The sequence below is a fragment of the Gammaproteobacteria bacterium genome, assembly GCA_041395445.1.
GTDB lineage: Bacteria > Pseudomonadota > Gammaproteobacteria > Xanthomonadales > Marinicellaceae > NORP309.
Genome location: JAWLAO010000001.1, coordinates 349088 through 363150, shown reverse-complemented (window position 1 = coordinate 363150; position 14063 = coordinate 349088). Strand labels below are relative to the sequence as shown.

At 37.5% G+C, this 14063-nt stretch carries 11 protein-coding genes and 1 tRNA gene; 8 read left to right on the top strand and 4 right to left on the bottom strand.

Going from position 1 to position 14063, the window contains the following annotated elements:
- Positions 1–131 precede the first annotated feature (131 nt).
- The 5 genes from ybgF (at position 132) to R3F25_01620 (ending at position 3275) form a co-directional block, all read left to right on the top strand.
- Positions 132–962 (top strand): tol-pal system protein YbgF, encoded by an 831-nt coding sequence (ybgF, locus tag R3F25_01640; protein ID MEZ5495527.1) that lies wholly within the window; start codon positions 132–134, stop codon positions 960–962.
- Complete coding sequence (queE, locus tag R3F25_01635) at positions 963–1610, top strand: 7-carboxy-7-deazaguanine synthase QueE (GenBank protein MEZ5495526.1); 648 nt, start codon at positions 963–965, stop codon at positions 1608–1610.
- Positions 1611–1613: 3 nt separating this feature from the next.
- The gene (gene queC / locus R3F25_01630) at positions 1614–2297 is read left to right on the top strand and encodes a 7-cyano-7-deazaguanine synthase QueC (GenBank protein MEZ5495525.1); all 684 of its coding nucleotides are present in this window, start codon (positions 1614–1616) and stop codon (positions 2295–2297) included.
- A complete protein-coding gene (locus R3F25_01625) occupies positions 2290–3099 on the top strand; it encodes an MOSC domain-containing protein (GenBank protein MEZ5495524.1) in 810 nt (269 codons plus the stop codon). Before queC ends, R3F25_01625 begins: the two co-directional genes overlap by 8 nt.
- A 100-nt stretch (positions 3100–3199) precedes the next feature.
- Positions 3200–3275: transfer RNA gene (locus tag R3F25_01620), tRNA-Lys, on the top strand.
- A 384-nt stretch (positions 3276–3659) separates the two neighbouring features.
- On the opposite strand, the gene R3F25_01615 is transcribed toward R3F25_01620, so the two are convergent.
- The 3 genes from R3F25_01615 to R3F25_01605 form a co-directional block, all read right to left on the bottom strand.
- Positions 3660–4850 carry a PQQ-dependent sugar dehydrogenase gene (locus tag R3F25_01615; protein MEZ5495523.1) on the bottom strand — a complete coding sequence of 397 codons (1191 nt, stop codon included), beginning with the start codon at positions 4848–4850 and terminating at the stop codon, positions 3660–3662.
- A gap of 87 nt (positions 4851–4937) precedes the next feature.
- Positions 4938–6410 (bottom strand): S8 family serine peptidase, encoded by a 1473-nt coding sequence (locus R3F25_01610; protein ID MEZ5495522.1) that lies wholly within the window; start codon positions 6408–6410, stop codon positions 4938–4940.
- A gap of 20 nt (positions 6411–6430) precedes the next feature.
- The gene (locus tag R3F25_01605; GenBank protein ID MEZ5495521.1) at positions 6431–7399 is read right to left on the bottom strand and encodes a DUF2333 family protein; all 969 of its coding nucleotides are present in this window, start codon (positions 7397–7399) and stop codon (positions 6431–6433) included.
- A gap of 128 nt (positions 7400–7527) precedes the next feature.
- Between R3F25_01605 and R3F25_01600 the strand changes: the two genes are divergently transcribed.
- The 3 genes from R3F25_01600 to R3F25_01590 are packed head-to-tail and all read left to right on the top strand — an operon-like array spanning position 7528 to position 11556.
- The gene (locus tag R3F25_01600) at positions 7528–8862 is read left to right on the top strand and encodes an MATE family efflux transporter (protein MEZ5495520.1); all 1335 of its coding nucleotides are present in this window, start codon (positions 7528–7530) and stop codon (positions 8860–8862) included.
- Positions 8859–11078, top strand: coding sequence for a patatin-like phospholipase family protein (locus R3F25_01595; protein ID MEZ5495519.1), 2220 nt, complete (start codon positions 8859–8861; stop codon positions 11076–11078). Before R3F25_01600 ends, R3F25_01595 begins: the two co-directional genes overlap by 4 nt.
- Positions 11079–11082: 4 nt before the next feature.
- Positions 11083–11556, top strand: coding sequence for a chorismate pyruvate-lyase family protein (locus R3F25_01590; protein MEZ5495518.1), 474 nt, complete (start codon positions 11083–11085; stop codon positions 11554–11556).
- Here the strand turns inward: R3F25_01590 and R3F25_01585 are convergent.
- Positions 11548–13824 carry an ATP-binding protein gene (locus R3F25_01585; GenBank protein MEZ5495517.1) on the bottom strand — a complete coding sequence of 759 codons (2277 nt, stop codon included), beginning with the start codon at positions 13822–13824 and terminating at the stop codon, positions 11548–11550. The two genes, R3F25_01590 and R3F25_01585, sit on opposite strands and share 9 nt — an antisense overlap.
- Between the last annotated feature and the right edge of the window lie 239 nt (positions 13825–14063).

The window sequence follows — 14063 nt, the reverse complement described above, 5'->3', positions numbered from 1 at the left end:
GTTTGTCAAAATCTGAAAAACCCGGCTCAAAGTCGGGTTTTTTATGCTGAAAATGCGAATGTCGTTATATCGGGTTTAAATTTAAAATAATCTATAACTATTAAAGGCAACCCAAAATACAGGAGAGTTTTATGCAATATCGAATATTAACCCTAATAGTTTTGAGCTTTTTATCAGCCAATGTATATGCTCAGAAAGACTTGTCTATTCAACAAAGACTGGCAAAACTGGAAAAAATTGTCGAACAAACATCACAAGAACGAAGCAATGTTGCCGATTTAGTAATCCAGAATCAAAAACTCCAGCAACAAATTGCTGAATTGAAAGGTGTTATTGAAGAACAAAACTTTAAAATCAACAATTTGCAGGAGAAGCAAAAGCTTCTGTATATGGATGTGGATTCACGTCTGACAGAGTTGGAAGGAGGAACTAAAGCATCAACAAAACCTGCTGCAACCACTCAAAATAACACTAGTACCTCTCAAGATGTGGATATAAGCAATATGACAGTTGAGGTTGATGAAAACTATGGAAACTCTCAGGCAACGACTTCTCAAGTTGAAGATGAGCCTCAGATTTCATCCTTTCAGGATGATTATGATGTGGCATTTACACATTTAAGAGCAGGGCGTTTCACAGAGTCTGCCAGAGCATTTGAAGACTTTATCCAAAAACATCCTGAGAGTGAATTGACAGATAATGCCTATTATTGGCTGGGCGAGTCCTATTATGTCAAACGCCAATATCCTCAGGCATTGGCTGCTTTTAAAACGCTGAAAGAGAAGTTTCCTCAAAGTCGCAAAGCACCTGATTCATGGTTAAAAATCGGATACAGTTATTACGAGATGGATGATTTAATTCAGGCCGAAGAAAACTTGCAAAAAGTCATTTCCTCTTATCCACAAAGCAGTATTGCCGTATTAGCAAAAAATCGTTTGAGACAAATTCAAAGAGATCATTAAGTGGAAAGAACCGGACTTAAAATTACTGAAATCTTTCATTCAATTCAGGGCGAATCCACTTTTTCGGGATTGCCAACAGTATTTATCAGATTAACAGGATGTCCTTTACGATGTACATGGTGTGATACCGAGTATTCTTTTAGTGGCGGAAAGTGGTTTGAGATTGAAGAAATCTTACAAGAAGTCAGAAAGTACAAAACACCCTATGTATGCGTAACCGGTGGCGAACCCTTATCGCAAAAGCGTTGTTTAAACTTGTTGGATTTGCTGGTAGAACACGGTTTTACCGTGTCGTTGGAAACCTCCGGTGCATTACCAGTTTCTGAAGTGAATGATAAAGTTGTTATTGTCATGGATCTGAAAGCGCCTGGATCCGGTGAATTACAGAGTAACAATTTTGAGAATATCAATTATCTGGATTCTAAAGACCAAGTGAAATTTGTCATCAAAGATCGTACGGATTATCATTGGGCGTTAGAAATTATTGAACGCTATAATCTCACCGATATGTGTGAAATTTTATTCTCACCGGTTGCCGGAGAAATTGACCCTGCAAATCTGGCACAATGGATGCTGGATGATAATGTTTTGGCACGGTTGCAATTACAAATGCACAAAATACTATGGAATGACAGTCAAGGTCGTTAAATCATGAAAAAAAAATGTATCGTATTGTTGTCCGGTGGACTGGATTCAACAACTTGTTTGGCAGTTGCTAAATCTCAAGGTTATGATTGCTACACATTGGCAATCGACTATGGGCAAAGACATCGCTCTGAATTGTTGTCTTCTCAGAGAGTTTCTGAGTACTTCAATGCCAAAGATCATAAGGTGATAAATATTGACTTGAGAGCGATTGGTGGCTCTGCATTGACGGCAGATATTGAGGTGCCTGAGCATGATATGAACAAGCAAAGTGAAATTCCTGTAACCTACGTTCCTGCTCGTAATACTATGTTTATGAGTATCGCTTTGGGATATGCCGAAACCATCGGTGCAAACGATATGTTTATCGGTGTGAATGCGGTTGATTATTCCGGTTATCCGGATTGTCGTAAGGAATTTATTCAGGCTTATGAAAAAATGGCGAATCTGGCGACGAAAGCTCAGGTTGAAGGGCAGAAATTTACCATTCATACTCCTTTGATTGATTTAACCAAAGCGGAAATCATCAAACTGGGCGTCGAGCTTTGTGTTGATTATGGTATTACTGTTTCTTGCTACAATGCGGATGAAGACGGCCAAGCCTGTGGAGTCTGTGATTCCTGTTATTATCGTAAGCAGGGATTTAAGGATGCCAATGTAAAAGATCCAACCCGATATTTACATGATTAAGATATCAGAGTTATACATTTATCCGGTTAAGTCATTATCCGGGATTCAAATTCAAACTTCAGAACTCACCCCATTTGGACTAAAATATGATCGGCGCTGGATGTTGGTTGATGCCAACGGAAGGTTCATAACTCAACGTGAAAATGCAGATTTAGCGACAATTCAAACTCAAATTCAGGATAATCAACTGATTCTTTCCTATCAAAACTTAGAAATACAAGTACCAGATGTTGATGAGAAAAATGCTGAACAAATAGAAGTTACAATTTGGAAAGATAGCTTTAAAGCTAGTCTGGTAAGTCATGAAGTTGACTCATGGCTTTCTGAAAGATTGAATATGAGTTGCAGATTGGTTTATATGCCGGAAAATACACAACGTCAAATTAATATGGATTTTGCTGAGAAAAATCAATTTGTCAGTTTTGCAGATGGTTATCCGATATTATTGGTTTCACAGGAAAGTCTCGATGATTTAAACTCAAGATTAACTCACAAAGTCAACATTAATCGTTTTCGCCCAAACATAGTTGTGACCGGAACAAATGCTTACGCAGAAGATGATTGGTCAGAATTTAGTGTCAATGAGTTAAATTTTAGAGCCGTTAAAAAATGCTCTCGTTGCATCATTCCCAGTATTAACCAAACATCAGGTGTGCAAGATCGAAAAGAAATTATTGCAGTGTTAAATCAATACAGAAAAGTCGATAAAAAGATATATTTTGGACAGAATGTTATTTGTCAGAATGTTGAAAAAATATCTTGTCCAAGTATTTCATGCGGAGATTTAATAAATCTTAAATAATTATAAAAAAATCTTGTCATAATGCCCAAGTTGCCCTAAAATTCGCAACCTCGTTATTTTGAAGCGGTACTGTTCTGGTTTCGTTTCACAGAAAGACAATGGGTCGTTAGCTCAGTCGGTAGAGCAGTGGACTTTTAATCCATTGGTCGAAGGTTCGAATCCTTCACGACCCACCATTTTTTTCTTTATATTACCTTATAAATGCTCAATCTTGGCTCTTAAAAATAATCATTTATGCATTTATAAACTCATATTTTTAAAAACCAACCTTTCGCATTTCTAATGCAATCTAAAGAAAAAAACAACTCACAAAAAACGGGTTCTAAAATAATCATTTATGCATTTATAAACTCGTATTTTTAAAAACTAACCTTTCGCATTTCTAATGCAATCTAAAGAAAAAAACTAACTCACAAAAAACGGGTTCTAAAATAATCATTTATGCCTTTATAGGCTCATATTTTTAAAAACTAACCTTTCACATTTCTCAGGCAATCTAAAGAATAACATTTTCAAATTTGATTGCATCGTTCAAAAAGTGTGAAAACGAAGGATTTCATTTAAGGCGTTAAAATAAATTTATAAACCGAACTGTTTTGTAAGACATAAATATTGCCGTCTTCGTCTTCTCCAAAACTTTGGATGCCAAAACCAACATCTTGCCATGTTGTGAATGACCAGGTGTTTTGACCGTTAGGAGTGGCAAAATTGATATTTCCACCGCAATAATCTGAGAAAACATATAGTCCTTGCAATCCGGAGATTGGTCCACGATAGACATAACCACCCATGACAGAACAGTCACCATTAATTGTACGATCTATATCTATTACAGGTTCAATAAATACTCGTCCATCATTGCAATTGGGTTCACTAGTATTGGGGTTGTCGTGTGCACCTTCCCGACAACTCCAACCATAATTTTCACCACCAGGACTGGATACAGACTGAAAGCTGACTTCCTCATAGGCATTTTGTCCAACATCACCGACAATCATGTCTCCGGTTTGACTATCAAAGCTCCAACGCCAAGGGTTACGCCAACCATAAGTCCAAATTTCTGAACATTCTCCACTATTAGAGATAAAAGGATTGTCAGATGGAACAAAATAATGTCCTTGATCCAAACCACAGGTCTCATTCAGTTCGATGGAATCTGTAAAAATAATATCGGGATTGACATTGATACGCAACATTTTGCCCAGTAAGTTATCAAGTGTTTGAGCATTATTCCATGGATCATTTCCAGAACCGCCATCCCCCATTCCTATGTATAAATAACCGTCTGGTCCGAAGTGGATGTCACCTCCATTATGGTTGGATGCAGGTTGGTCTATTCTGAGTATGATATGCCCGCTATTAGCATCTGCAACATTTGGATCTCCTGAACTCACTTGATATCTTTCAATAATTGTATCACCGGTATTCGGAGTTTCTTGTGTGTAATAGACATAAAAATATCCATTACTGGAATAATTCGGATCAAAATCCAAGCCTAATAAACCGCGCTCGTTGCCACTTCTGACTTTCGATGTAATATCTAAAAAAGGTGTGGCAAGAAGTGAAGAACCATCATAAATTCGAATTGTCCCAGCTTTGGTGATAGTGAAGATTCTGCCACTTCCGTCTCCTGCATGTCTCACAGTCAACGGGTCAGTTAATGTGTATAACTGTTGTAAATCTAAGTTTGCAGGGATTTGTGCCTGTGAAAATGATGCAATAATTAGCAATAAAATGAATGACTTTTTCATAATTGTTCTCGGGAGCTTTTATTATATTTGATAGCAATTATACAATGTTAGCATTATATTAATGTTAAATGCTTCAAAAGTTTGAAGTTAGAAGTCCTCAAAATTATCCAAATAAATTATATCCTGAATCAAATTGACGGCGGCTAAAGCATCAATTCTGCCATATCCAAATGTATTATTTGGTACTTCAGAACCCGAAACACCACTGCATGACTGTGATGTTGTGGTTAATTGAGCTGTTGTTCTTTGCAAAACATGTTTTAGGATTTTGGGCTTGCCAATCATATCGGGATTTGCTGACATCATAAGTGCAGCGACTCCTGCAACATGCGGAGATGCCATGCTGGTTCCACTAGAGAGGGAATATCCTCCACCTAATCTTGCTGAGCGTATTGAACTTCCGGGAGCAACTAAATCAGGCTTTAAACGATTGCTTCCATCAATTGAAACACCACCACGAGAGCTAAATCCAGAAATAGAATCTGTCGATGTCGTTGAGCCTATAGTTAGTGTGTTGTTGTAAATTGCAATCGGAGTATTAACGGAATTACATCCAGAACCACTGTTGCCGGCAGATGCAACGACTAGAATTCCGGCATCAACAACATTGTTGACCACGGTTTCAAGCACATCCGGTTGTGTACAACCTTCTGATTCAGGACATCCCCACGAATTGTTAATAACATGAGGAGCTTTGCTAACATCGGGATTTTGATTATTCAAATCTGTCGGTGCAAGAAAAAATTGAAAACATTCTGCGTATGTAGATGGGTGTCCGTCTCCCTGATTCATATTCCGACAACCAATCCATTTAGCTCCCGGTGCAACGCCCACTTGATTTCCTGCTCCATCATCACCAACCATAGTTCCCATGGTATGAGTTCCATGACCATGATCATCACAACTTGCAGGATTATTTTGGGCATCTTCACATACAACAAAAGGATTGGAGATAGCATCATGCCAATGATAATTATGATCAACATTGACTCCGTCCCAACCGGCATATTTGTCCTTAATTGCCGGGTGATCCCATTGATAACCGGTATCCTGCCCGGCAATGAGGATTCCTTGACCGGTAATACCAAGTGCCCAAACATCAGGAGCATTAACTTTATCAATTCCCCATTCAGTTGCTTGAATTTGTTTGGTTTCAGGTTCTGGGTTTGGTAATTTTAACTTTTGCTTTTCATCACTGTAGGCTTTTTCGATAAATTCACTTTTCAAAAACTCTCTGGCTTTTGAGCTTTCCATTCGTGCCCAGAGCGAATTGTTTATCCAGTAAAACTTATAATTTTCAGTAAAGTTTTTAAGCGTTTGTTCTATTTGTTGGCGTGAGTATGTCGAGTTTTCTTTCAAAAACCGGATATGATTCTGACGTTTTTCCAAAGAACCGGAGGATTTGTATGTATTTGTTTTGTTGTGATTTTTTAAAAGCACATACAATTCTACAGTTTGTTTTTCGGATAAATCTTTTTCGAGCTGAGAAGAAATCCGAATATCATCCGCTAATGAAAGTTGTGATGTCATCACAAAAAATAGGCTAATTGTCTTTTTCATTAGCGGATTATAATACTGAGTTAGCCATTTTCCAAGAGTTGTCTGAGGTCGATAATTCCGGCATTGGCTCTGGAAATATAGGATGCCATGACCAGAGAGTGATTGGCAAAAAATCCAAATCCTGAACCATTCAATATCATCGGTGTCCAGATTGGCTCCTGAGTGGCTTCCAATTCACGAATAATCTGACGCAAGCTAATAAGTGCATTCTTTTTCTCTAGCACTTGAGCAAAATCTACTTCAATCGCTTTAAGGAAGTGAATTAAAGCCCATGTTGAACCTCTGGCTTCATAAAAGTTGTCGTCAATTTTAAACCAACTGGTTTTGACTTTCAGTTCGCTGGGTTTGTAGGTTGATTGAGTGGCTGCGGTATCGCCGCTCAAGTCAGTATTCAATCTTTCTCTTTCGACACTGGCACTGAGTTTTTGTGACAATCCACCCAGCCTTTTTTCAACCAGATTCAGCCATGCGACTAAATTGTCGGTTCGGGCATAGAATTGAGCATCTTCATCGTTTTCATCGCCCAATCTTTGCAGATAATTATGCATATAATGAATCGCATCACGGTATTGAGATTCTGTTCGTGGCAGTATCCAATGATTGTTGTCATAATGGAATAAAGGTTCAGATTGTTTCAAGTCATCATCTTCCAATGACTGACTTTGTGAGCGACTAAAATCATTACGAAGGGCCCGAGCCAAATCACGTGTTTGAACCAAAACACCATACTCCCAATTGGGAATGTTGTCCATAAATACAGAGGGAGGAAGTTTGTCATTAGTCAAATAACCTCCGGGCTTGTTAATTAACTTATCAGCGACTTCAATGAGTGTGACTGTGGTTGTAAAGCCGGTAACCATTCTATGTCCGTGCAGATCAGCTCGTTTAGCTGCCACCTTCTTGACATCGAATAATTCAGGTTCACGGTCGTAATAAAACATCAAAACAACATTCAGCAATAGGAAGACTATCAGTGACCATTTAATCATTTTCAATTTGCCGAATTTCTTTGCTTGTTTGTTTACAGGGTATCTGTTATCTGTCATGATTCTCATCTCAAAAAACACTAAATCATTGTAGCAAAGCTCAATAGTAAAAGCATGTGCTAAAAGTCAGGATGCAGGAAAATATAAAAACAGATTCGTATCAAAGAATTTTTGCAATAGCAGTTCCAATGATTCTGTCTGCTATTAGTATTCCTATGCTTGGAATTGTTGATACAGCAATTTTAGGGCATTTGGATTCTCCGGTTTATTTGGCATCTATCAATATAGGAGCCACGATATTTAATGTGCTGTTTTGGGGCTTTGCCTTCTTAAAAATGAGTACAACCGGCTTAGTCGCCCAAGCATTCGGCGAGAACAATCTCAATAAAATCAATCAGCAACTTAGTTTGTCTTTGTTGATTGCACTCAGTATTTCTTTGATTTTGGTTGTTTTCAGTCCTTGGATTGGAGAATTTGCTGTGAATTTGGTAGGTGAGGGTGGCGAGTCGTCCCAGTTGGCACAGCAATACTTTTCGATTCGTATTTTGTCTGCGCCTGCTACTCTTATTCTCTATGTAATGTTTGGCTACTTTCTGGCGATTCAGGAAACTCGAAAGGTGCTGGCTTTAATGCTGTTGAATCAGGTTGGAAACATGATCCTTGATTATATTTTTGTCATGCAATTTCATTGGGGAGTTGCAGGTGTTGCCTATGGTTCAATTATTTCAGAGTATGCCGCATTAGCGTTGGGATCATTCTATTTATTAAAAGGAAAATACAGTATTCCCAAATTTTTCGAGTTTAAAGATTGGTTGTTGAGTGAGGCAAATATTAAACAGTTTTTTTCACTCAACCGTGATATTTTTATTCGTACATTGGCTTTGATGGCTGTATTTGCAATGATGACGAAAGGAAGTGCCCGACTCGGAGAATTAGCATTAGCAGCAAATGCCGTGTTATTAAACTTTTTCTATTTAATGTCTTATGGCTTAGATGGATTTGCTCATGCTGTCGAGTCATTATGCGGGAAATCCTTTGGAGCGAAAAATGAAAAGGAACTCTCAAGTATTTTGAGGCGCGTTTTTATGATTTCTTTTGTAATTGCGGTTCTTTTCACTTTGCTATACCTGCTTTATGGTGATGGAATAGTTTCATTGTTAACCTCTTTGCCAGCAGTCAGGGATTATTCAAGCGATTATATGATCTGGTTAATTATTGTGCCAATCGTTGCAATGCCTAGCTTTGTTTATGACGGCTTGTTTGTGGCGGTTACAGAAGCGAAAATAATGCGAAATTCTATGGTGATAGCGACCGTTTTTTGTTATATTCCTTTATGGTATTTGCTTAGACCTTATGATAATCATGGATTGTGGATGGCATTCTTAGGATTTTTCGTGGTCAGAACCTCAGTTATATATTTTTATTACCGAATTTGGATTAAGAATTGGCGACAAGAACTTAAATGAAGCCCTTATTAAAAACTCAATTGTTTGTATTGATAATTTTGACTTTTATCTCTGTCAATCTCAATGCCTATAATTCCAATCGTCCTAAAATTGGATTGGTACTTTCCGGTGGAGGAGCCAGAGGTTTGGCTCATATTGGTGTATTAAAAGCATTGGAAGAGAAAAAAATCCCGATTGACTATATCGCAGGAACTTCTATGGGTGCGATCGTAGGTGGTTTATATTCGACTGGAATGAGCACTGATGATTTGGATTGGGTTGTCAGATCCATTGATTGGAAGAGGGTGTTCAGACCATCGACGGACAGGAAAAAACAACAATACAGTGCCAGACAAGCGGATAAAGATTATTTTGTTGATTTGGAGTTAGGTATATCCAAATCAGGACCAAAGAGTGGTAAAGGTTTTGCCGGTGGTCAGCAATTGATGTTGGAGTTACAAAGAATTGTAGGCTCGATTAAAACTGAGAAGTTTGATGATTTTCCGATTCCTTTTCGTGCTGTTGCTACTGATTTGAATGCTGCTGAACCGTATGTCATTGATCATGGTGATTTAGCAATGGCATTAAGAGCTTCAATGGCAGTTCCCTTAGTCTTTGGCCCGGTACGTCACCAAGGTAAGTTTCTGGCGGACGGTGGAATTCTGAATAACCTACCTGTCGATGTTGTGAAAGATATGGGAGCGGATATTGTGATAGCGGTTAATATTTCATCACCGCTCAGTGAAATTAATGAAGATTCATCAATTATCACTGTTTCTTATCAAAGTGTGGACGTAGCTTTGGTACAAAATACAATTCGTTCTTTAGGCTTGGCAGATATTGTTATAGCACCTGAGCTTGGCGAATTAACAGCATCGGATTTTGAGAAATATGAAGAATTTGTCAGTGCCGGAATTGATGGGGTTAAGAGTAAGTCATTAGTCCTTGAACATTTGAGTTTATCAGATGAGGATTATCTGACCAGTATAGATTCCAGAAAACTACTGATACAAGAAATTCCCAAAGTGATTGAGTTTGTCAGTTTCTCCGGCAACAAAAGAACATCGCTTGAGCGTCTAACTAATAAAACCAAACATATCTTAAATCGCCCTTTTGTGGTTTCGGAGATTCAAGATTTAGCCGATGAGTTAGCGGTAGATAATGATATATTGACTGTAACTTATAAAGTGATAAGCAATGAAACCAATCAGCAAGGAATTGATTTTCACATTCAGGAAAAAAACTGGGGGCCGGACTATCTGAAATTTGGTTTAAAAGTCGCCGGAGATTTTGATTCCAACACAAGGATTTCGATGCTGGCCAGACATCATCGCTACAATATCAACCGAAAAGGGGGAGAGTGGATTAACGATGTCAGTGTTGGAAGTTTATTGCAGTGGAAATCAGAGCTTAATCAGCCTATTGATTTTGTTGATAAGTATTTTCTCAGCGCCAACCTTCTGATGGCAAAAGATAGTCGCAGATTTTATGGAAATATTTACAACCCCTCTTTAGCCGGGCAAGATATTGAAGATGAATTTGATATCGAAGCAACCGGAGAGTACGATATCAAGGATTTTGGTTTTGGGATTGATTGGGGTGCAAATATTACTGAAAACAGTGAATTCAGAGCCGGCTTATGGTTTCTCGATCAAAATGTGGTATCAGTTATTAATGATTCAGAATTTGAAACAGCTATTGATCGTTCAGCCGGTTTACGTTTGAGATATGGTCTTGATACATTAAACAAAGCTGTTTATTCGCGTTCAGGTATGGATTTAAAAGCCGAGATTGGTTTGTTCGATAATGTTCAAATTGCCAAAGTTGATGTTTTTAAAAGGATTCCTATTTCAGACAATACTGCCATTCATTTGGGTTTCCAAGGTGATTTTACAAATCATGCGGAAGACGGAGAGGTTTTATTTGCCTATGGTGGCTTGGATAACTTTGCCGGTTATCCGCAACACTCTTTACTTGGATTAAATGCAGTGGTTTTTGAACTGGGAGCATTTACCGACTTGGATAGAATTAATTTACCAATCTTTGGATCGCCAAAGTTTATTATCAAAGGGCATTACGGAAATGTTTGGCAACACCACATACAAGTCGAAGATATGCTCTATGGTTATTCTGCCGGAGTTTCGCTTGACGTGGTTAATACAGTGCTGTTTTTAGGCAGTGGTTACACAGATGGTGGTGATTTCAGGTTCTACTTTAGGTTAGGAACCGGATTCTAAATATATGATTTCACTTTCTGAATACCCCAAAGCCTTACAGCTTTTGATGCAAACTGATGGAACAGTTACAGAGCTAATAAAACTTCTAGCAGGCGAATCTATTAAAGTTGTTAAAATTCACAGCGAAGTCAGTGACAGCCTCTTAATCCGACAAATTTATTTACAAGGTGAACATAGCAATAAAAATTGGCTGTTTGCAAATTCTAAAGTTTATTTGAATCATCTTTCTGAAGAGTTTGTCAGTGATTTATTAGAAAAATCAAAGCCAATCGGAACCTTATGGTTAGATTATAAAATGGAAACATTTAAAGAAATGGTTAAGCAGGAGATGTTAATTTCTGATTCGCTGGAATCGACAGGATTTATCAAAGGAATGGAAGTTCTGAGCCGAACTTATGATGTTTTCAACAATAAAAAGCGAATTATGAGAATTACTGAAAACTTTCCATGCGAGCTTTATAATCAGTTGCTATTTTGAGGACATGATTTTTTCAATTTGTGAAATAGTGTCATCATAACATGGATATAAATCCTTAATCATTTCAGAAGCATCATCAATATTTCCATCCTTTAATGACGTTTCGATCCGATGCGCTAATTCTGATAAGTTTTCACAGCTTAAATTAGCGGCAGAGCCTTTGAGTTTATGTGAAATACTAATGACGTTTGATATTTCTGACTTTTCAAAACTGTCAGAAATATTTTGAATATGAGATTTCATACTGTACTTGAATTGATTAATGATTTTATGAATCACTTCCAGATTACCACCCAGCCTCTCATAAAGAGTTGAAAAATTAAAATATTTCTTTATGGGATATTTGTTAGTTATCAAACTGAGCTTGCTTTGTTTTGGTGATGTTGTTAATTTGGAATAATCTTGATTTCTGATGTATTGATGAAGTACATTTTGTAGTAATTCTAAGCTGATTGGTTTAGAAAGATAATCGTTCATTCCTGAGACTATGCACTTATCTCTGGCTTCTGATAATGCATTTGCTGTGAGAGCAATAATTGGAATGTTTTCATGTTTCTCTAATTGCCGGATTCTCAGTGTTTTTTCAAATCCATCCATATCAGGCATCTGACAATCCATGAAAACAATATCAAAATCCTCATTTTGCAATTTTTCAAGAGCTTTAAATCCACTACCGACGGTAACGACTTCTACGCCGAAAATTTCCAGCATTTCCTTTGTGACATATTGATTGGTTTCAATATCATCGACGACTAATGCTTTGGCACTAATCTTTTTAATAGTTTCTACGCTTATAAATTCACTTGGTTCTGTTTGAGATATTACCTGAGCATTTTCAAGTTTTATATAGAAGCTGAAAACAGAGCCTTTCCCCGGTTCGCTGGTAAAACTAATATCCCCATCCATCAAACTAATGAGTTGCTTACAAATGCTGAGTCCTAAACCCACACCTTTGTATCTTTTAGTTGTAGAGTCATCTGCCTGACTAAATCTATGGAATAGTTTCTTAGCGTCTTCTCTGTTAATTCCAATACCGGTATCAATGACTTCAAAACCTATTTTTGAATAATATTCATCTGATTCAATGATTCTACAATTGATGGTGATGCCGCCGGAATCTGTGTATTTGTATGCATTGTCTATTAAATTATTCAGAATTTGTCTGACTCTGTTTTGATCACCTGAAAGATTCTGATTGATTTCATCGGGAGCGTTTATATGTAAGAATAACTTTTTGGCGTTGAACCGACTATGAAGAGAACTACCTAAACTATCCATTAAAGACTTTAAGTTAAAATTTTGTTTTCTTAACTCTAGCTTCCCGGCTTCAATTTTGGAAAAATCTAAGATGTCATTAAGTATGGATAATGTCAGTTCCGCATTCGATTTTATCGACTGCGCACGCACAAGCTGCTTTATTGAAAGTGGATTCAACAAAAGTACTTTTGTTAATCCAATCACAGCATGCATAGGCGTTCTGATTTCGTGACTGATATTTGCCAGAAAATCTGACTTTGCTTTGTTAGCAGCATCTGCTTTTCTTTGAGCTTTAATAAGCTGGTGTTGAATTTTCTTTGTCCTTGAAATGTCCCTGATAACGCAAAATAGAGATTGTTGGTTATTCAATGTAACTAATGTTACTGCCATTTCAACAGGAAAAATTTCACCATTCTTACGTTTACAAATCCATTCAAACCTTCCAAAACCGGACATCTTTAAATCGTGTTTAATCAACTTGACTTTGTATTCCGAAGAAACACCGTTTTTCTGACTGAGTGGCATGTGTTCCCATGTTGATGTACCTATGATTTCATTTTCATTTTCATAACCCAACATGTTTATTGCAGCTAAATTTGCCATCGTGATTTGATAATTACTTACCAGAAGCATTGCGTCTTCAGACTTTTCATAAAGTAAGCGATAGCGCTTTTCATTTTCCTGAATGAGCATCTCTCTTTGTCTGGCGACAATTCTCAGTATGGTATTTTCGGATAAGTAGTCATGAAATCTTCTCGAGCCAATTAACAACACACTAGTGTAAATTGCAAGTCCAAATGACATCAGTTGTCCAATGCTATCCTCCAGTGTTACATATTTAAATAAGATTGGAGGTATTGTGATTAGAATAAAACTATTGAGTGCGGCAAGATAAGGCGTCAAGGTACCAACCGTTGCAGTTGCAATGCCGACTATTGTAATTGTTAGGAATGATTGGTGGATAGCCGAATCTTGCGGAAAAAGGACATAACCAGCGCCTCCCCAAACCATTGCTGATAAGATAGAACCAATTAAGAATATCTTTTTGAGATATTCCGTTGAATGGTTTTTGTAATTGATATCTGGAATGTAATCAAACGAAAAACGACTGTGACAATTAGCAATAGAATCCAGATTGCCGAAATTGTCCCATCAACTTGGCCTTTCAAAAGAAAAACTAAAACTATACCCGCAAGAACCATTCCAATCTGGCTCGTTGGTAAGGAACGATATGCTAGTTGGAGTAGATT